This window comes from Methanolinea sp. (assembly GCA_016699325.1).
Lineage (GTDB): Archaea > Halobacteriota > Methanomicrobia > Methanomicrobiales > Methanospirillaceae > UBA9949.
In genome coordinates, this window is record CP064971.1 from 967906 (window position 1) to 988044 (window position 20139).

At 56.8% G+C, this 20139-nt stretch carries 20 protein-coding genes; 8 read left to right on the top strand and 12 right to left on the bottom strand.

Annotation, left to right across the window (positions count from 1 at the left end; genetic code table 11):
- Positions 1 to 782 precede the first annotated feature (782 nt).
- Genes IPI71_05175 through IPI71_05190 form a run of 4 tightly spaced genes read right to left on the bottom strand, consistent with a single transcriptional unit; the run spans position 783 to position 3965 of the window.
- The gene (locus IPI71_05175) at positions 783 to 1916 is read right to left on the bottom strand and encodes a pyridoxal phosphate-dependent aminotransferase (protein ID QQR71873.1); all 1134 of its coding nucleotides are present in this window, start codon (positions 1914 to 1916) and stop codon (positions 783 to 785) included.
- Positions 1913 to 2320 (bottom strand): 6,7-dimethyl-8-ribityllumazine synthase, encoded by a 408-nt coding sequence (locus IPI71_05180; GenBank protein ID QQR71874.1) that lies wholly within the window; start codon positions 2318 to 2320, stop codon positions 1913 to 1915. The genes IPI71_05175 and IPI71_05180 overlap by 4 nt, the downstream gene beginning before the upstream one ends.
- A 56-nt stretch (positions 2321 to 2376) precedes the next feature.
- On the bottom strand, positions 2377 to 2838 hold the full coding sequence (locus tag IPI71_05185; protein ID QQR71875.1) for a riboflavin synthase: 462 nt from the start codon (positions 2836 to 2838) through the stop codon (positions 2377 to 2379).
- Positions 2835 to 3965: an alanine--glyoxylate aminotransferase family protein gene (locus IPI71_05190; protein ID QQR71876.1), complete on the bottom strand. Its 1131-nt coding sequence runs from the start codon at positions 3963 to 3965 to the stop codon at positions 2835 to 2837. The genes IPI71_05185 and IPI71_05190 overlap by 4 nt, the downstream gene beginning before the upstream one ends.
- 58 nt (positions 3966 to 4023) lie before the next feature.
- On the opposite strand from IPI71_05190, the gene purE reads away from it, so the two are divergent.
- Positions 4024 to 4410: a 5-(carboxyamino)imidazole ribonucleotide mutase gene (gene purE / locus IPI71_05195; protein QQR71953.1), complete on the top strand. Its 387-nt coding sequence runs from the start codon at positions 4024 to 4026 to the stop codon at positions 4408 to 4410.
- Positions 4411 to 4631: 221 nt separating this feature from the next.
- Here purE and thiC read toward each other — a convergent pair whose 3' ends face one another.
- Positions 4632 to 5915: a phosphomethylpyrimidine synthase ThiC gene (gene thiC / locus IPI71_05200; GenBank protein ID QQR71877.1), complete on the bottom strand. Its 1284-nt coding sequence runs from the start codon at positions 5913 to 5915 to the stop codon at positions 4632 to 4634.
- A 35-nt stretch (positions 5916 to 5950) separates the two neighbouring features.
- Here thiC and IPI71_05205 point away from each other — a divergent pair, with 35 nt between their 5' ends.
- From IPI71_05205 to IPI71_05215, 3 genes are read left to right on the top strand one after another with little or no spacing between them, the layout of a single operon-like run.
- A complete protein-coding gene (locus IPI71_05205) occupies positions 5951 to 6553 on the top strand; it encodes an MBL fold metallo-hydrolase (protein ID QQR71878.1) in 603 nt (200 codons plus the stop codon).
- Positions 6546 to 6986 carry a GIY-YIG nuclease family protein gene (locus IPI71_05210; protein QQR71879.1) on the top strand — a complete coding sequence of 147 codons (441 nt, stop codon included), beginning with the start codon at positions 6546 to 6548 and terminating at the stop codon, positions 6984 to 6986. The genes IPI71_05205 and IPI71_05210 overlap by 8 nt, the downstream gene beginning before the upstream one ends.
- Positions 6987 to 7001: 15 nt before the next feature.
- Positions 7002 to 7553, top strand: a complete 552-nt coding sequence (locus IPI71_05215) for a flavodoxin family protein (protein ID QQR71880.1) — start codon at positions 7002 to 7004, stop codon at positions 7551 to 7553.
- A 70-nt stretch (positions 7554 to 7623) separates the two neighbouring features.
- On the opposite strand, the gene cofH (IPI71_05220) is transcribed toward IPI71_05215, so the two are convergent.
- Complete coding sequence (cofH, locus tag IPI71_05220) at positions 7624 to 8748, bottom strand: 5-amino-6-(D-ribitylamino)uracil--L-tyrosine 4-hydroxyphenyl transferase CofH (GenBank protein ID QQR71881.1); 1125 nt, start codon at positions 8746 to 8748, stop codon at positions 7624 to 7626.
- Between the two features lie 89 nt (positions 8749 to 8837).
- On the opposite strand from cofH (IPI71_05220), the gene IPI71_05225 reads away from it, so the two are divergent.
- Together IPI71_05225 and IPI71_05230 are read left to right on the top strand one after the other, a co-directional pair.
- Positions 8838 to 9140 carry a YunC family protein gene (locus IPI71_05225; protein ID QQR70113.1) on the top strand — a complete coding sequence of 101 codons (303 nt, stop codon included), beginning with the start codon at positions 8838 to 8840 and terminating at the stop codon, positions 9138 to 9140.
- A gap of 45 nt (positions 9141 to 9185) precedes the next feature.
- Entirely contained in the window at positions 9186 to 10136 is a 951-nt protein-coding gene (locus IPI71_05230) for a radical SAM protein (protein ID QQR70114.1), read from the top strand.
- Positions 10137 to 10138: 2 nt separating this feature from the next.
- On the opposite strand, the gene cofH (IPI71_05235) is transcribed toward IPI71_05230, so the two are convergent.
- Together cofH (IPI71_05235) and IPI71_05240 are read right to left on the bottom strand one after the other, a co-directional pair.
- Positions 10139 to 11215, bottom strand: a complete 1077-nt coding sequence (cofH, locus tag IPI71_05235; protein QQR70115.1) for a 5-amino-6-(D-ribitylamino)uracil--L-tyrosine 4-hydroxyphenyl transferase CofH — start codon at positions 11213 to 11215, stop codon at positions 10139 to 10141.
- Between the two features lie 10 nt (positions 11216 to 11225).
- A complete protein-coding gene (locus IPI71_05240) occupies positions 11226 to 12131 on the bottom strand; it encodes a S26 family signal peptidase (GenBank protein ID QQR70116.1) in 906 nt (301 codons plus the stop codon).
- A 105-nt stretch (positions 12132 to 12236) separates the two neighbouring features.
- Here IPI71_05240 and IPI71_05245 point away from each other — a divergent pair, with 105 nt between their 5' ends.
- Complete coding sequence (locus IPI71_05245; protein ID QQR70117.1) at positions 12237 to 13634, top strand: DNA-directed DNA polymerase II small subunit; 1398 nt, start codon at positions 12237 to 12239, stop codon at positions 13632 to 13634.
- A 352-nt stretch (positions 13635 to 13986) separates the two neighbouring features.
- Positions 13987 to 16008, top strand: a complete 2022-nt coding sequence (locus IPI71_05250; GenBank protein ID QQR70118.1) for a sodium-translocating pyrophosphatase — start codon at positions 13987 to 13989, stop codon at positions 16006 to 16008.
- Positions 16009 to 16899: 891 nt separating this feature from the next.
- Here IPI71_05250 and pdxS read toward each other — a convergent pair.
- The 4 genes from pdxS to IPI71_05270 form a co-directional block, all read right to left on the bottom strand.
- Positions 16900 to 17796 (bottom strand): pyridoxal 5'-phosphate synthase lyase subunit PdxS, encoded by an 897-nt coding sequence (gene pdxS / locus IPI71_05255; protein QQR70119.1) that lies wholly within the window; start codon positions 17794 to 17796, stop codon positions 16900 to 16902.
- Positions 17793 to 18716, bottom strand: a complete 924-nt coding sequence (gene cobD / locus IPI71_05260; protein QQR71954.1) for a cobalamin biosynthesis protein CobD — start codon at positions 18714 to 18716, stop codon at positions 17793 to 17795. The genes pdxS and cobD overlap by 4 nt, the downstream gene beginning before the upstream one ends.
- A gap of 98 nt (positions 18717 to 18814) precedes the next feature.
- Entirely contained in the window at positions 18815 to 19024 is a 210-nt protein-coding gene (locus tag IPI71_05265; protein ID QQR70120.1) for a Trm112 family protein, read from the bottom strand.
- Positions 19021 to 20031, bottom strand: a complete 1011-nt coding sequence (locus IPI71_05270; GenBank protein QQR70121.1) for an adenylosuccinate synthetase — start codon at positions 20029 to 20031, stop codon at positions 19021 to 19023. The genes IPI71_05265 and IPI71_05270 overlap by 4 nt, the downstream gene beginning before the upstream one ends.
- Positions 20032 to 20139: the final 108 nt, after the last annotated feature.

Below are 20139 nucleotides of genomic sequence, written 5' to 3' on the forward strand. Positions count from 1 at the left end.
CAGGTACCTTGCCGCCCGCAGGATCCGCCAATAAATGAAAAACAAGCAAATAGGCCTGTTTCTCCATTATGGTCCTGCCCAACTTTCCGAATCTGTCCGGATCTCGTCGTTCCCCTGTATCCGCAAAATAGTTTTCGATCGGTGTCCCGGTAACAATCGATCTCGCCGGGAAAAGCCCATCACGTTACCGGCAAGGCAGGCCGGGCCTCCCTCATGCCGGACTGCAACTTCTCCGGCCAATGGATTCTTGCTGATCATGGATACTGTCAGGCAGGGCAGTCTCTTTGGAAGGGAAAACCTTCCGTTTTCTTTCATCGATAGTATCGAGAATCGCTGACACGAGCAGGGAACCCCGCCTATCCCGTGCCATGGATATCCCGCAATTACCGTTCGCCATCCATCTCCAGGACTTTCACCGCCCGGGGAGGGGACCCGCGCGGGGGTCGCTGAGGGGCCGGATAAACGGATCAATTGCCCGGCTGGCAGAATTTTAGCGCCGCACGTTACCGTCTTCATCGGAAAGCGCGATGATCAAGAGTTGCATTGCAGATGGGCCGCCTGTTTTTCCCAGCGCAATAGCCACCCTCTGCCGTATGCTGTTTACGTGTGGTCGCAGAGGGCTATTGATCAGGCATGTCACTCTCTGCGGGGGCTATTCCTCTTCCAGCCTGAAGATAGCATTGCCCGGGTTTCGGGATCCGGGTTGCCGGTTGCCTGTCGATACCCCAACATCGAATTCCATCGCTTTCATCCCGTATCATGAGGGCTTGGCAGAGAATTTTTCAGCTGAACCGGTGGATGCGCCGCACGGCTTCCCGGAGATGGTCAAGCGATGTCGCATAAGACAGACGCTGCCATCCGGGTGTATTGAACACCGATCCCGGAGTCACCGCAACGTGGCCCTCCACAAGCCATCGTTCCGCTGTTGCTATGTCATCTCCGCCGGCTTTGACGTATGCGTAAAATGCTCCGTCCGCTGGCGCAACTTCAAAGCCCATCAGGAGGAGCTCCTGGACGAAGTAATCCCTCCGGCGATTGAACTCCTTGCGCATTATCGCGATGCATTCCTGGTCCCCGGTCAATGCTGCGGCCCCTCCGTACATCACAAAGGTTGTGGGGTGGCTGATTGAATGCTGTTGAATTTTGGACATCTGGGTGATAATGGGGCGCGGTGCAACCGCCCACCCGAGTCTCCATCCTGTCATGGCATATGCCTTGGAAAACCCGTTTACCGTGATAGTGCGCTCGGCCATGTCTCCTATCGAGGCGATGGAGATATGCTCCTTTCCGTATACGAGCTTCTCGTAAATCTCATCGGAGAGGGCGAGGAGGTCAAAGTCAGCGCAGAGGTCTGCAACCAGCTTGAGCGAGGCCCGGTCGAGCACTGCACCTGATGGGTTGGAGGGTGAATTGATGATCACCATCCTGGTCTTAGGGGTTACGGTCTCGAGGAGAGTATCTGTAACCTGGAAGGTCTTCTCGTGCAGGGGGTGATGAACAGGTTTTCCACCGGCGAGGGTTACACATGGTTCATAAGAGACCCATGACGGGTCAAGGATGATAGCCTCGTCTCCAGGGTTCAGCACGGCAGTGACGGCATCGTAGATAGCATCCTTTGCACCGCAGGTTACCAGCACCTGGGAGGGAATGCACGGAAAGCAGTTCTCCCTTCGTGTTTTCTCGGCAATCGCTGCCAGGAGTTCCGGGATCCCGTTGCTCGGGGCATAATGCGTCTTTCCTTCCATGAGCGCCCGGATGCATGCCTCCCTGATATGGGCAGGGGTATCAAAGTCCGGCTCACCAATTGAGAGGTCGATGACTCCCAACCCTTTCCGCTGCATCTCCCGGGCCATTTCCGCAACGGCCAGAGTGGCCGATGGTGCTATGCCCGTGACTTTTTCGGAGAGCGCTCTCATCCCAATCGCTGGACCATCTTGACCGCAGATTCCACGGCACGCCGTGCATAATCGATCCGCTCACTGGCCTCCATCCGGGTCATTCCCGGACCTGAGATACCGAGCGAGACCGGTTTTTCGAATTCGAGGGAGAGATCGATGATCTTCCGGGCCGCATGCTGGACCACGATCTCGTCATGCTGGGTTGCTCCTTCGATAACGCAGCCGATGGTGACGATTGCGTCAACCGAGCCCTCTTTCAGCATCTTCTTAATGGCCAGCGGCATGTCATATGCACCAGGGACATACATGCACTCAGTAACCTCGGCACCGAGGAAATCCGCATGTTCCCTCCCCTCAATCTCCATCATGTAGGTGATGTCACGGTTGAATTCCGAGACGACAAAACCGAGTTTCACACTCATATCGATTTCCTGCCTGTTTATGTCCTACCTGCTCATTCATAAACCGATTCCTCTCCTCATCTCCGGGCCGGGCCGGCATCGGGGAATCCCTGGCGCTGCCCGGTCCCGGCTTCCCGGGTGAGTTCTTCAGGGTGGAACGCCATTTTGATCACATTCCGGGCATGCTCCCGTGTCCGCTGCTCTGCGAGCCATGCCAGTTCCCGGTCATCCACTGCTTCGTCCTCGTGGACAAAGACCTCGATGATGTGGGTGTTGGTCATCAGCTGGCAGGTTATCAGGCCCTGCGACGCTTCGTGGGCGCACATCCGGTCCTTCTCCTTCCCGCCCGGCATGCCAAGTGCCATCACCATGCCGCATTTCCGCTCTTCGATCAGCTTTTTGCAGGCAACGGGAAGGTCCTTGATCCCCGGAACGGTTACCCGTTCGATAGAGACACTGGCCTGCCTCCTTAGCTCATCCGCGGCAAAAGCGCCCATGTTGACCCTGGCAAACGTGGTATCGGCAATTCCAATCTTCATCCGAGCACCCCGCAGGCAGCAGAGACTCCGTCTTCCCGGGGATGATACCCATGGATACGGAGTGCGTGCTGCACGGCGGCGAGCGTGGCGAGGATTTCAGGAGCACCGGTCGCACCCATGGTACCGATCCGGAAGATCCTGCCCTTGAGACGGTCCTGACCACCGGCTATCTCGATGCCAAGTCTCTTGACGGTCCCGCGGAACTCGCTGTCCTGCATCCCGGGGGGAAGCTTCACCGCGGTCACGGTATTCGAATAGGCATGGTCCCGATCAAGTTCAGGAAGGAGCTCCAGCCCCCATGTATTCGCCGCCGTGCGTACCGCATCTGCGTTTCTCCGGTGGCGGGCAATGCGCTGTACGAGGCCTTCCTCCTTGATGATCAGGCATGCTTCCCTGAGCGCGAAGAAGAGAGGTACGGCCGGAGTATACGGGGTTTCCATCACTTTCGCCCCGGCACTCTTCCGGTACGCGGCAAGGTCAAGGTAATAGGGGCGCTCGGGAGAGAGGCGCTCCCATGCCCGTTCGCTCACCGAAACCGCCGAAAGCCCTGCCGGAGCAGCAAGACATTTCTGGGAGCCGACCACCACCACGTCCGCCCCCCATGCGTCTGACCTGACCTCGTCCCCTCCAATCGAGGTGATGCCGTCCATCACGAAGAGGGCATCGTATTTCCTGGCGAGTTTCCCGACCTGTTCAGCAGGGTTCCGGATACCGGCAGAAGTCTCATTGTGGACAAGGGTCACCATCTCAGCTCCCGCATTGAGCCGATCTTCCAGCGACGCAAGATCGAGCGGTGTCCCCCATTCCGATGCGATTTCATGGGCGGTCCCGTAACGCTGGGCAATCTTGTACAAACGCTCGCCGAACTTACCGTTCACGAGACAGGCTACTTCCCTGCCCCGCCCGAAATTGGCTACCGCCGCCTCCATTGCTGCCGTTCCCGATCCGCTGATGACGAAGAGCTCATTCTTCGTGCCAAATGTCTCTTTCAGCACCTGCACACAATCGGCATAAATACTGCCGAACTCGGCCCCCCGGTGATTGATGGCCTGGCGTACCATCGCCATGCGAACCCGTTCCGGCATGGGAACCGGCCCGGGAATCATCAAGAGCGGTTCTTTTTCCATTGTATCAGCCCCATAGTATTTTTATAACCACGGGATATAAGTGTGGATGGCATATCACATGGTCGAAGTTGCCATTCTCGCCGGATCTGCTTCAGATTCCGCTGTAGTGGAGAGAACCGCGGCAGTCCTGAGAGAGAACGGGATCAGTTACGAGACCCGGGTCATATCGGCCCACCGCGAGCCTGACACCCTTGATGATTTTATAGAGTCGAGTACCTGCAAGATCTTCATTGCCATTGCCGGGCTCTCGGCTGCTCTTCCGGGAATCATCGCATCGAAAACGAACCGCCCGGTCATCGGCGTTCCGGTCAGCGGAAATCTGATGGGGTTCGATGCCCTGCTCTCCATCGCCCAGATGCCAAAAGGGGTTCCGGTAGCCTGTGTCGGCATCGATAACGGCGAGAATGCAGCATTGCTTGCAATCAGGATTCTTTCCGTGAAATAAGGCCGGGGTTTTCACTCCAGGGCAGGGTGCGGGGTTTCCTTCCGCTCAGGGCAGGCTTTCGGGTCTCTATCTTTCCCGCGTCAATGGTGACCGGGGCCGAACGGAAACTTTATTCGGTATCTCCTCGTGCAACCTCGCGGCTGCCCTATCTTCGTTCGATTGAAGGATGAATCGAGTCCGGGCAGGACAGTGCCGGTCTTTCCCATTGGGCAATGGAGGGGCTACTGCTTTTTTGCCCGGTTCTTTTCCCCGAAAATGTCCCGCATCAGCCGGACTGCACAGAGGTCCCCGCACATCGAGCAGGCTTCAAGCTCCCCGTCCCGGGCGTGGATGGCCCGTGCCACGTCCGGGAACAGGGCAAGCCGGAACTGCTCTGTCCAGTCAAGTCTTCTGCGTGCCTCTGCCATCTGCCGTTCGCGGGGCATCTTGTAGCCGTCCTTTTTTCGGACCGTATCCCCGACGTGGGCTGCGATCTTTGCCAGGCGGGTGCCCTCGATGATATCCTCAACCAGCGGCAGCGCCAGGTGTTCGCTCGGAGACACCATGCAGAGGAAATCTGCACCGTGCATACAGGCCACAGCCCCCCCGATGGCAGCCGAAACATGGTCATATCCCGGCGCGATATCGGTGACCAGGGGGCCTAGCAGGTAGAGAGGAGCATCGTTGGAGAGTTCCTTCATGAACCGGACATTGTAGCCGATCTGGTCCAGGGGGATATGTCCAGGTCCTTCGATCATTCTCTGGACTCCGGCAGCCAGTGCCCTGCCAGCCAACCTTCCCAGGTTCAGGTACTCCACGGTCTTGGCATGTCGGTCTGCGTCCTGGAGGCACCCCGGCCGCATCCCGTCGCCCAGGCTCGCCACCACCTCATGCTCGCCCAGGATTTCGAGGAGGTAATCGAATTCAGCAGCAAGTGGGTTCTCTTCACCGGTGGCGGCCATCATCGCCACATGGAATGCCCCACCCCGCGAGACGACCGGCAGGATGCGGGGATCTGACCGAAGTGCAGCAAGCGCCTCCCTGTTCACGCCGCAGTGGAGTGTCAGGAAGTCTACCCCGTCCCTGCAATGCTCCCGGATCACAGAGAAAAGAAGGTCGGCATTGACATCGGCCGCATTTCCTGCCCGGCGGACCGCCTCATAGATGGGAACGGTTCCAGTGCACACTCCAAGGGAGAGGATATCCCTCCTCATGGCACGGAGATCTCCCCCGGTTGAGAGATCCATCAGGGTATCGGTGCCGTTCGCAATTGCTGCCCTGGCTTTCCTACTCTCGAGGACGGGATCACATCGCTCCCCTGAGGTCCCGATATTGACGTTGACCTTGACACGGCAGCCTTCACCGATAGCGCAAACAGCATGCTGCCGCACAGGGTTTGCCGGGATCACCATGTGTCCGCGAGCTACTGCACGGGCGAAATCGCGGGGATTTGTCCCTTCCTGGCGCGCAGCCGCTTCGACCAGGGGGGGGATGCCGGCTATACACTCCTGGATCAGGGTACGCATAAGAGAGATGTGGTTGGTGCTCCCTATTAGTAAACATGCCAGTTACCTGGATCCCGGGCAGGGGTTATTTCGGGAATGCATACATCGTGGGTTCGGTGCTCATCGATGCCGGGGTGCTCCCATCTGCCATCGAGGCGTACCGGGCGGACATTGATACCATCGTTCTCACCCACTGCCACTTTGACCACACAGCGTATGTGAAAGAGATATCCCATCTCTGTTCTGCACCAGTCGCCATCCACGCGCTGGATGCTCCGGGACTCATGCAGGAAGGAGCCAGTCTCTCCCTCCATTTCGGCTCACGGCCTCCTGGCATTGCCCCTGACCGCCTCCTCTCCGATGGTGATCGGGTCGGTCCACTCACCGTCCTCCATACCCCCGGGCATACTCCGGGCAGCATCTGCCTCTATCTCGAAGACGAGCAGGCACTCATATCAGGGGATACCGTGTTTGCCGAGGGGGGATTTGGAAGGTTTGATTTTCCTGGAGGTGACCGGGCCTCGCTTGTCAGGTCGATCGGACGTCTCGCCTCCCTCAAGGTTGAAGGGCTCTATCCCGGGCATGGAACACCGGTTCATCGGAAGGGAAACCAGCATATCGGAGCCGCCCTGCAGCTCCTGAAGGCCGGATATGGATAGGGGAACCTACTGCCTTATCTTCCGCAACCGGGGTTGCAGCGTGAACGTGGGGGCCCTCGGCACCCTCAACTTTCATCCTGGCTGGCATGTCTATGTAGGTTCAGCCCAGGGTTCCGGTGGATTCTCCCGCGTTCTCCGACACATCCGCGTGGCCGGCGGAGGACCGTGCACCCCGCGGTGGCATATCGATTACCTCCTCGTTCACCCTGAGTTCTCGCTCGCAGCGGTGTCTTGCGCTACAACCGGGGATCGGGAAAGCGAGTGCACAATTGCCCGAAACATCGGAGGGGTCGCGGTGCCCGGTTTTGGCAGCAGCGACTGTCGGTGTCCTTCCCATCTCCTGTATTTCCCATCAAATCCGGAAAAACGTATAATCTCTACTTTTTCATCCCGAAACCTTTCTGCAACTATCAAAACTATCAATAAGTCTTAAGGTGAGTACACGTTTATGACGGTGCTAGGTATCTCGGGTAGCATGCGAAAAGACGGAAATACCTCGATACTGGTCAAGGTTATCCTGGAACGCTGTGAACAGGCAGGAATCGAGACCGAGTTCATCTCTCTTTCCGGAAAAAAGATCAATCCCTGCCTTGGCTGCGAAAAGTGCAAGGAAAACGATTGGTGTGTTATCCAGAACGATGACTGGGGGGCTATCATGGAGAAGGTCATGGATTCCGAAGTGCTGGTTATCGGTTCACCGACATACTACTATGACGTCTGCGGGCATCTCAAGAACTTCATCGACAGGAGCTACTCCCTCTATCACCGCCGGCAGCTTGCCGGAAGAAAGGCGGTCGCGGTCGCGGTCTGCTCCAACAAGGGTGGTGCCCGGACCATCGAGACACTGGAAGGGTTCCTCAACAGTCACGAGTTCTCATACCTAGGCTGGGTCAGGGGAAAGGGATACCTCGAAGGGGCTATCGCAAAGGACACCCGGGCCCTGAAAAAAGCAGGCGAGCTTGGCGATAAAATCGTCAAGTTGCTCAAACCGCAGGACTGACCGTTCTCCCCTCCTTTTTTTGCCACGACTACGCAGCGGCTGGCTTTTTCCGTCTATCCAGGCAGGGGTGTCAGATGAGATTGTAGAGCGTATCCCTCTGCCGAAGCGACCTCCCGATATCAGCAGTGATGCGATCCATCTCGGAAGGATCAAGGTAATCGGTGTTCAGGGCCCCTGCTCCCTTCGAAATGCTTTCCTCAAACATCGTGCCGCCGAGGTCATCGGCACCGGCAAGCAGTCCAAGCTGGGCCATCCTTACACCTGTTTTAACCCACGAGACCTGGATGTGGTCGATGGTATCCAGGAAGAGACGTGAGACGGCAGTCATCAGCAGGTCTTCCCTCCCGGTTGCTCCGGCACGGGCGATCCCTTTCCGGAACAGCGGTGTATTCATGTGGATGAAGGAGAGGGGGACAAATTCGGTGAACCCCCTGGTCTCGTCCTGGATGTCGCGGATAACGGAGAGGTGGCGGACCCTGTCCTTGATGGTCTCGCAATGGCCATACATGATTGTGGCGGTGCTCCTTATCCCGAGCCGGTGCGCCTCCTTGATGATCCTCACCCATTCATCGGTCGAGACTTTTCCGGGGCAGATGACCTTGCGGACCTCGTCGACCAGGATCTCTGCTGCAGTTCCGCACAGTGATCCGAGACCGGCGTCCTTCATCATCCGGAGTACCTCCCGGGTTGATACACCGCTCTTTTTCGCAGCATATGCCACTTCCATGGGGTTGCTGGCATGGATGTGCACACCCGGTGCTCCTTCCCTGATCGCCGAGAAGATCTGAACGTAGCTTTCTGCATCAAAGCCGGGATGAAGTCCGCTCACACTGCAGATCTCTGTCACCTTCCTCCCTTTTGCCACGGCAGCCTTCTCCCGGATGACCTCCAGATCGTGGCAATATCCGCCTTCTTCACCAGGTTTTCTAGAAAAACCGCAGAATCCGCAGGAATTGATGCAATAATTGGTCACATTGATGTTCTGGTTCCGGACATAGGTCACCTGGTTTCCAACCGCTGCTTCGCGACATTCATCGGCAGCACGGGCAATATCCCATACCCTCCTGTCCCGAATTGAAAAGAGACGGAATGCATCCTCTTCACTCAAACGGTTCCCGGCCAGCACCTCATCGAGTATGTCCATGAGCTCCCGGTCATCGTCACCCCGTACGGCTAGGATGCTACCCCTTGACATGGCTTTACTTGAAGGGTTGAGCCATATCCACTTAAAGTATCCGACCGTGTCATTTAATGCCGGCCGGGGGCTATCCGGAATGGAGAACCATGCAGGAACAAACAGTCCACCTCTCCAGGGGTGCAGGATCAGGTTACGTGCTCCCGCTCGGCCCGGTCAATCTTGTCTGGGTAATTGCCAGAAACGGAATGGTAGGGTGTGGAGCGTTCGATGTAGCAGCGCTTGAGAAGTTCGGGTATCCTGCGGCACGGATCCGGGCGAAGACCGGGTCTTCCATAGCGACAATCGACGATTTGCTCGCAGGTGCCGTCTCCGGAACAAATCCGTCGGCCGAACGGTATGGTATTGTGACAGGCATGAGTGGAAGGGAGGCGCTTGACCTGCTCTCATGAGGATCATCCAATGGTTTAATCCTGTGCCGGTTCACCCTTCTTATTATGCAGTACTCCGCCCTCTTCGGACCGGTCCACTCACGTCGGCTTGGCCGGTCGCTGGGCGTCGACCTTGTTCCCTTCAAGACCTGCAGCTATAACTGTGTCTACTGCGAATGCGGGCGTACAACGGTCGAGACCACGAGGAGGCAGGAATTTTTCCCCACCCGCGAGGTACTCGATGAGCTCCGGGATTACCTCTCCTGCTCCCCGGAACTTGATTACATCACCTTCTCCGGTTCAGGCGAGCCGACCCTCTCGTCCTCCATCGGGGAGGTCATCCGTTTCCTCAAAGACAACTATCCGTCTTACCGCCTCGCCGTTCTGACAAATGGCAGCCTGCTCGTGCGACCGGAAGTCCGCGAAGAGCTTCTCCCGGCTGACGTTATTCTCCCGACCCTCTCGTCGGTGTTCGATGAAACGCACAGGAAGATACACCGTCCGGCCCCCGGTATAACCGCCATGGACATCGTGGAAGGGCTGGAATGCCTTAGAAACGAGTATCCTGGCGAGATCTGGCTCGAAATCTTCATCATACCCGGCATCAACACCAGCGCGGAGGAGCTGGACGGTCTGCGGGCGGCGATCGACCGTATCCGCCCGGACAGGGTCCATCTCAATACCCTTGACCGCCCCGGGGCCGAGGAGTGGGTGAGACCTGCCTCCATAGCTGAACTCGAGGAGATCCGGAGAGTTCTCGGTATTTCAGGCATAGGGGCGGTCGAACCGGTTGGTTACGAACTTTCAGCCGGTTCAACAATGCCGGGCCAGTGGTCAGATGACGTGGCCAGGGTGCGCGAGCTCATACGGCGCAGGCCCTGCACCCTCGAAGATATCTCGGCTTCTACCGGGCTTTCCCGGAGTGAAATCCTGAAAATACTGCGGGAGATCCAGTCAGGACACCGTATCGAAGAAAAACGGGAAGAGCGGGGAATTTTTTATTTCTGCCCGGAATAGGATCATACCAGGGTATAACCGGTAAGCCGCTGCCGGAGTGGTCTTCCGATGTCCTTACAGATTCGCTCCATCAGAACCTGATCGAAAGATCCCGCATCGCTCGCACCCGCCTGGGCCGAGACCTCGTCGGAAAACATTGTTCCAGCCAGATCGTTTCCTCCCGAGAGCAGCGCAACCTGGGAGAGCTTCACTCCCAGTTTACCCCACGATACCTGGATGTTCCTGAAATTGTCGAGGAACAACCGTGAAACGGCTATCATCAGGAGATCCTCCCTTCCTGTTGCCCCGGGGCCGGCCAGGCCACTCTGGTACAGCGGTGTATTCGGGTAGACATACGAGAGTGGGACCAGCTCGGTGAAGCCCCGCGTTTCGTCCTGGATTTCACGCAGGATTGCAAGGTGTCGGATTCGGTCTTCCGGTCGTTCGCACGTCCCATACATGATCGTGGCCGTGCTTGGGATGCCCATCCCGTGGGCTTCCCTGATGATCCGTACCCAGGTGGTGGTGTCGATCTTGCGCGGGCAGATGATCCGCCTCACTTCATCGACCAGGATCTCGGCTGCAGTTCCCTGGAGCGAATCGAGCCCGGCATGCTTCATCGCTGCCAGGACTTCTCCGGTGGATATTCCGCTTCGGGATGCTGCATGGTTCACCTCATCGGGACTGAACGCATGTATATGTATTCCGGGCGCGGCTTCCCTGACTGATGCAATGAGCTCGATGTAAGTCTCTGCGGTGAAATCAGGGTGGACACCAGAGAGGAGGCAGATCTCGGTCACCTGTCGTTCCAGGGCACGCTCCACTTTCTTCAGGACGGTCTCACGATCATCGCAATAGGCTCCTTTATCACCCGGTCTTCGTCCGAAGCCGCAGAACCCGCACAGGTTCTTGCAGATATTGGTGACATGGATATTCTGGTTGCGGACATAGCTGACTGCCGGTCCTGCACGCTCTTCGCGGATCTGGTCTGCTGTGGCGAGAATATCAAACAGGAAACGGTTACGCGCTTTCAGGAGGCCAAGGCCTTCCTCCTCCGACATCCGGTAACCTTCCGCAACGTCATCCAGCAGGTGTCTCATGACCGTCGCCTTATTTTCTTCCGGAACGCTTCCTGCCTGTCGTCTTCTTTCTCTTGTCGCTCTTCTGGTCACTCTCTTTCCGTTTCTGATACAGCTCCCAGGCCAGCATCAGAACTACCAGGATGATAGCCACGGGAATGATGTGAAGGGGGATATAACCAAGGAGAGGGATGGAAAAAAGCGCTTTTCCCACGACCCACTCATCCCGGACAGGCTGGATGATGCCAAGCTCAGGCCGGGAAAGGAACGTCCCCTGGTCACTCCGGTAATTATTATCACCCTTGGTGATATACCCTCCCGTATCTGCGGTTATTTCTGAAGTGAGAATATATCCCTGGACAGGGGTGCTGTTCCCCGCATCGGGAACGATGATGTCGTTCTCAATCCTCGCCACCACGGTGCCATCTTCAAGAACCCAGGCATTATCCACGATACTTGCCGGCAGGTAGACTTCAGGGCTGCTTGCCCCCCGGAAGAAGTAGTAGTAGACCGGGATGCGGGATGCATCCGGTGTTACTGCCATAGCCCGGTGAATGATGGGGTGAACCCCTCCACCAAGGCCTGGAATGAGGGAGCCTGCAGCCCCATTGCGGGTGAAGATGAGAACATCCCCAGAGTCCCCGAATTTCAAATACCCTGTTGCCTTTCCACTCTCCCAGGTCTGCAGTTCACCCAGCCGGTCGGCTCTCACGACAAAGACCAGATCACCGACGTTCATGTGAGGGGCCATGCTCTCTGACTCGATAGTCACCACAGCAGGCCAGGTGCCGGAGACGAGAAAGAGGACTAGCGCGATTCCTGCGACTACGGCTACTACCCAGAGCAGTTCGCGGGCGAACGCGACTACCGGATGCCTGCTGGTGCGGAAACGCTCGATGAGGCCCTTCCCCTCTTCATTTTTTTCCTTGTCAGTCATACCTTCGTATTCTTTTTTATCCCGTCATAAATAAGGGATCGGCACAGGACCCGGTAGTACTGAATCCAAAAACCAAAATGGGGAAGCGGCAATACTACTGTACTCATGCTCGACGCCAGGATTATCGTTCAGCGGTTTCTCGATACCAAGATGCAGGTTCATCCCGACGTGGTCAGGTACCTGGCCGAGCAGGGTGACCCGGCCCTCATCGAGAGGATTATTGAGAATGTCCCTGAAGACACCGTCGTCGTCTCAGCAAGACACATCCCGGGTGTCGTAGTTGACCGGGACGGGACCCGGTTCACGGCCGATCCGCGGTTCGAGGTTGTAAAAGGAAGTGCCGGTTCATCCGGGAGCTCGGGATGTATCCAGGACTATCTCTCCTACTTCCGTGACCGTTATAACCGGCTGGGTACGCTCGTCCGCGCACGCTGTAACCCGGTACCGATCCAGGGACTTCAGCGGAATTCCCGTTTTCGCCAGGAGACCTGTGCCGTCATGGGACTGGTGCAGGACGTCCGGACCACCACCAATGGTCACCGGATAGCCGAACTTGAGGATCCCACCGGTTCACTCCCGGTCCTTTTCCACAAAGATCGTCCGATCTTTTCCGAAGGCGAACAACTCATCCCCGATGAGGTGGTAGGAGTGAAAGGGCAACTTTCAGGAGACGGGCGACTTTTCTTTGCCGAATCCCTCATCCGCCCTGACATTCCCATCAACCACGCACCCTACAGGAGCTCGGAACCAGGTTGCGCGGTTCTCATCTCCGATATCCATGTCGGAAGCGATACCTTTCTCGAAGCCGAGTGGAACCGGTTTGCCGACTGGCTCGATGATCATCCGGTCTCCTACCTCCTTATTGCCGGCGATCTGGTCGATGGCATCGGGGTCTACCCGGGGCAGGAACAGGAACTCACCATCACCAACATCTATGAACAGTACGAGGTTTTCGGGGCTATGATGAGGGATCTCCCGTCAAGGACAAGCATCATCCTCTGTCCGGGAAACCACGATGTCGTGAGGGCAGCAGAACCACAACCGGCAATCCCCCCGGAGTTCTCTTCCGGGTTCCCGGACAACTGTGTTCTCGTGGAGAACCCGGCGTTAATCAGCCTCCAGGGGGTCATGGTACAGATGTACCATGGCAGGTCGATTGATGATATGATCGGGCTGATACCCGGTGCAAGTTATGAAAACGTCGCGCCCATGATGGAGAGACTGCTCCAGCGCCGCCACCTGGCGCCTACGTATGGACGGCGGACCCCGATCGCAGCCCTCCGGGAGGATCAGCTGGTCATCGATCCAGTCCCCGAAGTGCTCCATACCGGGCATGTACATATCATGGGATTGGGCGAGTATCGCGGGACGCTCTGCATCAATGCGGGAGCCTGGCAGGCCCAGACCTCATTCCAGAAACAGATGAACATCCACCCCACCCCTGCACGGGCCGTGGTTCTCGATCTCCAGACCCTGAAGCCGCAGGTCATCGACTTCAATTGAACCATTCAACCCCAGGGCAGAGGGGAAGAAATAAAGCCGTTTAATTTTTTTATTGGTCCCCTCCATAACTTCACTTTCGATTTCGAAAAACATGGGATTACACAAGACACGCCATAAAATACATCGGATCAGGCGATTACACCGCTATACAACCCGTTCTGTCGAAAAGGTGGTCGCTTGCAAATGTACTTTTACTGGGGACTGTCATTTCTTTGGGCTTCAGTCTCAAAAGACGTTCCAGAACGCTTTGCTGGCTGGTAACTTTGGGAGGGGGCTAAATTTTTATCCTTCCATGTAGACCAGTATACGTACAAAAATTCACTTTTACTGGAGATTTGGAGGGTAATCTTTGATGGATATGTTCATTCTCGTCCCGATCTGTGCCTTGATCGGGCTTCTCTTTGCCGCATACTCTTACATGGTCATGAAGCGGGAAGATGAGGGCAGTGATTTGATGAAAAAGATCGCTGCTGCCATCAGGCTTGGTGCCATGGTGTACCTCAAGCGCCAGTACACCGCGATTCTTGTCTTCATGATCGCTATGGCAATTGTTCTCACCCTGGCGATCAATCCTTTCACTGCTATCTGTTTCATCGTTGGGGCCTCACTCTCAGCCCTTGCAGGTTATATCGGGATGAAGGCTGCCACCTATGCAAACGTCCGGACGACAAACGCCGCCAGGCAGGGAATGGCAAACGCGTTCAGGGTCTCCTATTCGAGCGGGACGGTTATGGGCCTGGTTGTCGTCGGGCTTGGACTGCTCGGGCTCTCTACGCTCCTGTATATCTTCTCTACAATGGTTGCGTTAACCCTTGCAGAAACGGTGAACGTTCTCTTCGGGTTCTCACTTGGCGCAAGCTCGATCGCCCTCTTTGCCCGTGTCGGAGGAGGTATCTTTACCAAAGCGGCAGATGTCGGGGCGGACCTGGTAGGTAAGGTAGAGGCCGGTATTCCTGAGGATGACCCCAGAAATCCGGCGGTCATTGCCGATAATGTCGGGGATAATGTCGGAGATATCGCAGGAATGGGGGCTGACCTTTACGAGTCGTACGTGGGATCAATTATTGCAACGATGGGTCTTGCCGTGGTAGCATCAGTCACTTCAAGGTTCGTCAATGTCCCTGTCCAGAACCTCGTGCTGCTCCCAATGCTGATTGCAGGACTCGGCATCGTCGCCTCTGTTATCGGGACATTCTTTGTCCGAAGTTCGAAGAACGAGAGCAGTGCTATTCACAAGGCGTTCAACGCCGGCACTCTCACCAGCCTTGTCCTTACCGTTATTGCCACCTATTGGCTGGTGAATACACTCATCGGGCCACAATACAATGGTGTGTTTGTAGCAACTGTTGCAGGCCTTGTTGCAGGGTTCCTCATCGGGCTTGTGACAGAGTATTATACGTCATATGAACGTCCCCCCACCCAGCGCATTGTAAAAGCCACTGAAACGGGTGCGGCAACAGATATTATTACCGGCCTTGCTGTGGGACTGGAGAGCACGATCTGGCCGGTCCTCATTGTTGCCTCTGCAATCCTCATTGCTGCACAGCAGGCAGGATTGTATGGAATCGCTCTTGCCGGTGTGGGGATGCTTGCGACTCTCGGGATCACCCTGTCCGTCGACGCATACGGGCCTGTTGCAGACAATGCCGGGGGCATCGCCGAGATGTCCCACCAGGAAAAAGGGATCCGTGCGATTACTGACACGCTTGACTCGGTTGGTAATACGACCGCTGCTATCGGCAAGGGGTTTGCAATCGGGGGGGCAGCCCTTACAGCCCTTGCTCTCTTTGCAGTCTACACCCAGGCAGTCGGCCTCCAGGTTGTAGATATGCTTGACCCTACCGTCTTTGTCGGAATCCTTATCGGGGCAGTGTTGCCTTTCCTGTTCTGTTCCTTTGCCATGACGGCAGTTGGGCGGGCAGCCGGGTACATCGTGGAAGAGGTCCGCCGCCAGTTCAAGCAAATCCCTGGGCTGATGGAGGGGACAGCTGAACCAGATTATGATTCCTGCATCACAATATCTACCAATGCTGCCCTGAAGCAGATGATTGCCCCCGGCCTTATGGCAATTATCGCCCCTGTCCTTGTCGGGCTGCTTCTTGGAACCCAGGCCCTCGCCGGTCTCCTGGTAGGATCTATTGCGACCGGTTTCATCGTTGCAATTATGATGGCAAATGCCGGAGGTGCCTGGGATAATACCAAGAAATATATTGAGGCAGGTCACCTGGGCGGGAAGGGATCCTTTGCTCACAAGGCAGCGGTTACCGGAGACACGGTCGGTGACCCCTTCAAGGATACGGCCGGACCTGCTTTAAATATCCTGCTCAAGCTGATGGCGATTGTGTCCCTTGTGTTTGCCCCGATTTTTATTTAATTTTTTTCGGCAGGATATGCGATCACGTGCAGTTCCCTTAACCATGTTCCTGTACAATAGCAGTGTCATTGATGCGGTGATTCATGCTCACGGGTTTTCCCAGGTCGCTGGAGACGTCCTTCCAAAGCCGACGACATGGAATTATTGGACCTCTCTTTAACCGGCTCCAAATCGCATGAAGGTTCTGAAGGGATCGGGACCGGTTGATACCCTGGCATTTACACCCTCCCGAAAAAAAAACACAACAACACTACACTTATTTTTAACAAGTGCTTTCCGAAGTAACCTGGATTGAGGGGTGAATGCCATAGGTCCGGAACCAGCCCGCGGTTCCTAGGGATCCGTATGTTGAGGTGTGGATCGTGCTCCGGTTCTGGGTAAAAAAGAGAGTGCCGTGTGCTGCTTCTTTCGCACCGCGAGAATACCGGCATAAACACGGGGCAGGGATCCCGACTCCGCTTCCAGCGCTGGTTGCCGCCGGTGCACAGACAAAAAGGGTGCGGTAAGGTTCCGAAAGGACAATAATGGGAATCTCCACCTCTAAGGACTCTGCCTGCAGCCAACGGTGTTTCTTTTCACGGTAATAATTTCGATGAGCACGAGCGCCTTCGCCCGCGTTTCATCGCACCCGGGCGGCCATCAGCACCATGCCCGTGCAGGTGGAGGGAAGCCCCTGTCAAAGTGCACCTGCGTTTCACAGGGCCCCGCTCCAGGATCAGGTGGGGGATGGTGGTGGACTTCCCCCGGGATTGTGAGTCCGAAGACCTGTCCAGACCAGCAGGTGTCCTGACCGGGATCGCCTCTCCTCCGCTCATCCGGTTTTACGAGAGTGCCGCCTGAAAACCACGGACAGGCTCGCTCACGTCGCCCTGGAGAGGCTGCAGCCCGGGTCTAACGCCCACGGTACTGGAGCACCTCGTCCTCTCGCAGGGTATGGATGTCAATTCCCTTCATCGCCTGCCCGAGCCCCTTGCTCACCTCGGCGATCACGGCTGGTTCGCCAAAATGGTTGACCGCTTCCACGATCGCCCTTGCCATCCTCTCAGGGTCGCTTGAGTGGAAGATGCCGGAACCCACGAAAACTCCATCTGCGCCCATCTGCATCATCAGCGCAGCATCACTGGGTGTCGCAATCCCCCCGGCAGAATAGTTTACGACCGGCAGCCGGCCCATCTTCACGGTCTCAAGGAGCAGCTCTGCTGGAGCCTCGAGATCCCGGGCCCGGTCGGAAATCTCCTGGGGTGTCCTCCCCTGCAGGGCCCTGATCTCCCCCGTGATATTCCTCATGTGCCGTACCGCCTCTACGACGTTTCCGGTGCCTGCCTCTCCCTTGGTCCGGATCATGGCCGCTCCCTCCTGGATCCTTCGCATTGCTTCACCGAGATCGCGTGCTCCGCAGACAAAAGGCACGGTGAACTGGTGCTTGTCGATGTGGAACTGCTCATCGGCCGGGGTGAGGACTTCGCTCTCGTCAATCATATCCACACCGAGGGCTTCGAGAACCTGCGCTTCCACGAAGTGCCCGATCCTGACTTTTCCCATGACCGGGATGGAGACCGCTTCCATGATCTCCCCGATAATGGCTGGATCCGCCATCCTCGCCACTCCTCCGGCCTTCCTGATATCGGCGGGGACCCGCTCAAGGGCCATCACCGCCACCGCACCTGCTTCCTCAGCTATCCGTGCCTGTTCGGCACTGACCACATCCATGATCACCCCTCCTTTCTCCATGGATGCAAAACCGCGCTTCAGGAGCTCGGTGCCAGATCTCAGCTCCTTGAGATTCATATGCCTGTACATATTGTCACCGATCCCAATATAATGAGTACCATCATGACCGCGAATGAGAAGATGACGGTGACCGCCCGCACTGCTGAGATGATCTCCGGCCCTCCTTCCTTCAGGGAGCGTTCCGGGGCTCCCATCGTGTACACCCCTGGTTTCTCGAACTGCACCCCCGCTCCACCCGCCAGAATGGCCATGGGGATGCCCCCGTTGAGCCCCGGACGTTTGCGCCGATCCCGTTTAAACGCACCATAGGCGGGGGAAAACCTTCCCCGGACAGCAAAAACCAGGAGCAATAGTATTCCTGCCATCCGCGCCGGAATGTAATTGAGGATATCGTCCATCCTTGCGGAAAACCATCCTATCCGTTCCCGCTCGTCCCGATAGCCAAGCATGGCATCCATGGTATTTGCAGCGCGAAAGACCGCGGCACCCGAAAGACCGAACATTCCGAAATAGAAAATCGGAGAGATGATGCTGTCTACCAGGTTTTCTGAGAGGGACTCGTATGCTGCCGAAAGAACCTGCTCGTCCGTAAGCTGCCCGGTATCCCTGCTCACCATCAGGGCTGCCTCCCTCCTCCCTTCTCCAAGGTTGCGGGAGACCGCACCACTGACTGCCAGCGAATGTTCTTCAAGGCTCCGCCAGGCCAGGCAGAACTTCAGGAGGAATGGCCCGGCGGCGAGGAGGAGGAACCACGGGAGGTATTGCTCTGCGAGGTAAAACGGGATGGCAAAGATCGTCACCGTTATGATCCACATCACCACCCCGGCCACCCGTTGCTGGCCAGGACGCCAGTTCCCGGGCCTCCCCCACCATCCGATAAATGAGCCGATGAGAGCTACAGGGTGGAACCTGATTTTCGGATCACCGATGGTTCGGTCGATGCTGAGAGCGAGGGGAAGAATCAGGGCGTTGACCATGAACATTGGCAGGTCACTTCCGGCGGTTCAGAGGGCAGGTACCACCATGAACGCTTTTCTACCGTACCAGACCCACAGAAAGGAGGTAGAACCTCATCTTATTTTCTGCTTCCGGGCGGAGATCCCCATCCCGAACGGGTCCGGGACAGCAGATCGGGGATTCCATCCTCTATGGGATAATCGATGCGGCAGACCGGGCAGTGGAGTTTTCCTTTCCTGACGACCTGTTCATCCCCGTCAGTCACGGTCAGGACGAGTTCCCCTTTGCAGTCGGGGCAGCAGAGGAAGGCAAGAGTGGACCGCTTCATAGCTCGTCACGAAGGTCGATGATCTGGGATACATCCGGTCCCGTCGAGATGAGCGATACCGGCGCGCCGATATCTAATTCGGCCTGGGCGAGGAAATCTTTCGCTTTCTTGGAAAGCTTCGCATATTCCGTGACCCCGAAGCAATCATGGTCAACCCTGTCGATCCCGGTAATTGCGGCTATGGTGCATCCGTTAATCATCGCCGAGTAACGGGCCATCGTGCCATCCCATTCCCCGATCCGGCGCTGACGGTGCGTCACGGTCCCAAACTCCTTGATGCCGAGACGATCCGATGTCTCGCGGGACATCTCGGTGGAAAACGGCCCTTCGCCCACCCGCGTCGGGTAAGCCTTGAACACCACGATGACATCATCAATGCGGGTAGGGCCGACACCGTTATCCGAAGCAATCTGTGATGCCGAGGTATCCTTGCTGGTCACGAACGGGTAGGTCCCGTAATAGAGCGAAATCCCGAACCCCTGCGTTCCTTCCAGGAGAACGTTCTCACCGCGGTCGATCGCTTCATTCAGCTCGGCAGGAACATCCATGAGATAGGGTGCGAGCTCCGGGATCTCCCGGGCCTGGCGCGCCACCCGGAGCACACGATCGGCATTGGCCGGGCCACAACCGCTCCCCGTTGAGCCGATGGTCTTTGCCAGGTGTTCGCTCGATTTATCCCTCCTGATATGATCTTCTTCGATGATTGAACACCGGTAGTCTACGAATATGCGATCCCTGACGCCAAGAAGCTCGACTTCCTGCATGAGCACCCGCGGATCCACGAGGACACCGGTCCCGATGCAGAGGCGGGCATCCGGATAGGCGAAACCGGAAGGGACCATGCGCACCCCGTACTCCTTTTCTCCCATCTTGACCGTGTGCCCGGCATTCGGACCGACACCGCCGCGGGATATGATGGTAGGCCGGTCATGATAGGCAATATGGGCAACAATCTTTCCCTTTCCCTCGTCACCGAAAAATCCGCCGACGATAATCGTACAACTCATTGTCCAACCATCAAGTATAGGGATGTGGTTGCCATAAAACTACCCGGTTTAAGGCTGGCCCCGTCCCATTCTTCCAGGTAACGTTCCTCCCGTCGACCTCACAAGATT

Excerpts from the sequence above, each read along its gene's own strand:
- IPI71_05250 (QQR70118.1), top strand. The coding sequence starts at position 13,987 with ATGGATATGTTCATTCTCGTCCCGATCTGTGCCTTGATCGGGCTTCTC.
- IPI71_05230 (QQR70114.1), top strand. The coding sequence starts at position 9,186 with ATGCAGTACTCCGCCCTCTTCGGACCGGTCCACTCACGTCGGCTTGGC.
- IPI71_05240 (QQR70116.1), bottom strand. The coding sequence starts at position 12,131 with ATGACTGACAAGGAAAAAAATGAAGAGGGGAAGGGCCTCATCGAGCGT.
- IPI71_05225 (QQR70113.1), top strand. The coding sequence starts at position 8,838 with ATGCAGGAACAAACAGTCCACCTCTCCAGGGGTGCAGGATCAGGTTAC.
- IPI71_05175 (QQR71873.1), bottom strand. The coding sequence starts at position 1,916 with ATGAGAGCGCTCTCCGAAAAAGTCACGGGCATAGCACCATCGGCCACT.
- pdxS (QQR70119.1), bottom strand. The coding sequence starts at position 17,796 with ATGAATCTCAAGGAGCTGAGATCTGGCACCGAGCTCCTGAAGCGCGGT.
- cofH (QQR70115.1), bottom strand. The coding sequence starts at position 11,215 with ATGAGACACCTGCTGGATGACGTTGCGGAAGGTTACCGGATGTCGGAG.
- IPI71_05185 (QQR71875.1), bottom strand. The coding sequence starts at position 2,838 with ATGAAGATTGGAATTGCCGATACCACGTTTGCCAGGGTCAACATGGGC.
- IPI71_05270 (QQR70121.1), bottom strand. The coding sequence starts at position 20,031 with ATGAGTTGTACGATTATCGTCGGCGGATTTTTCGGTGACGAGGGAAAG.
- IPI71_05265 (QQR70120.1), bottom strand. The coding sequence starts at position 19,024 with ATGAAGCGGTCCACTCTTGCCTTCCTCTGCTGCCCCGACTGCAAAGGG.
- IPI71_05215 (QQR71880.1), top strand. The coding sequence starts at position 7,002 with ATGACGGTGCTAGGTATCTCGGGTAGCATGCGAAAAGACGGAAATACC.
- IPI71_05205 (QQR71878.1), top strand. The coding sequence starts at position 5,951 with ATGCCAGTTACCTGGATCCCGGGCAGGGGTTATTTCGGGAATGCATAC.
- thiC (QQR71877.1), bottom strand. The coding sequence starts at position 5,915 with ATGCGTACCCTGATCCAGGAGTGTATAGCCGGCATCCCCCCCCTGGTC.
- purE (QQR71953.1), top strand. The coding sequence starts at position 4,024 with ATGGTCGAAGTTGCCATTCTCGCCGGATCTGCTTCAGATTCCGCTGTA.
- IPI71_05190 (QQR71876.1), bottom strand. The coding sequence starts at position 3,965 with ATGGAAAAAGAACCGCTCTTGATGATTCCCGGGCCGGTTCCCATGCCG.
- IPI71_05180 (QQR71874.1), bottom strand. The coding sequence starts at position 2,320 with ATGAGTGTGAAACTCGGTTTTGTCGTCTCGGAATTCAACCGTGACATC.
- cofH (QQR71881.1), bottom strand. The coding sequence starts at position 8,748 with ATGTCAAGGGGTAGCATCCTAGCCGTACGGGGTGACGATGACCGGGAG.
- cobD (QQR71954.1), bottom strand. The coding sequence starts at position 18,716 with ATGGTCAACGCCCTGATTCTTCCCCTCGCTCTCAGCATCGACCGAACC.
- IPI71_05210 (QQR71879.1), top strand. The coding sequence starts at position 6,546 with ATGGATAGGGGAACCTACTGCCTTATCTTCCGCAACCGGGGTTGCAGC.
- IPI71_05245 (QQR70117.1), top strand. The coding sequence starts at position 12,237 with ATGCTCGACGCCAGGATTATCGTTCAGCGGTTTCTCGATACCAAGATG.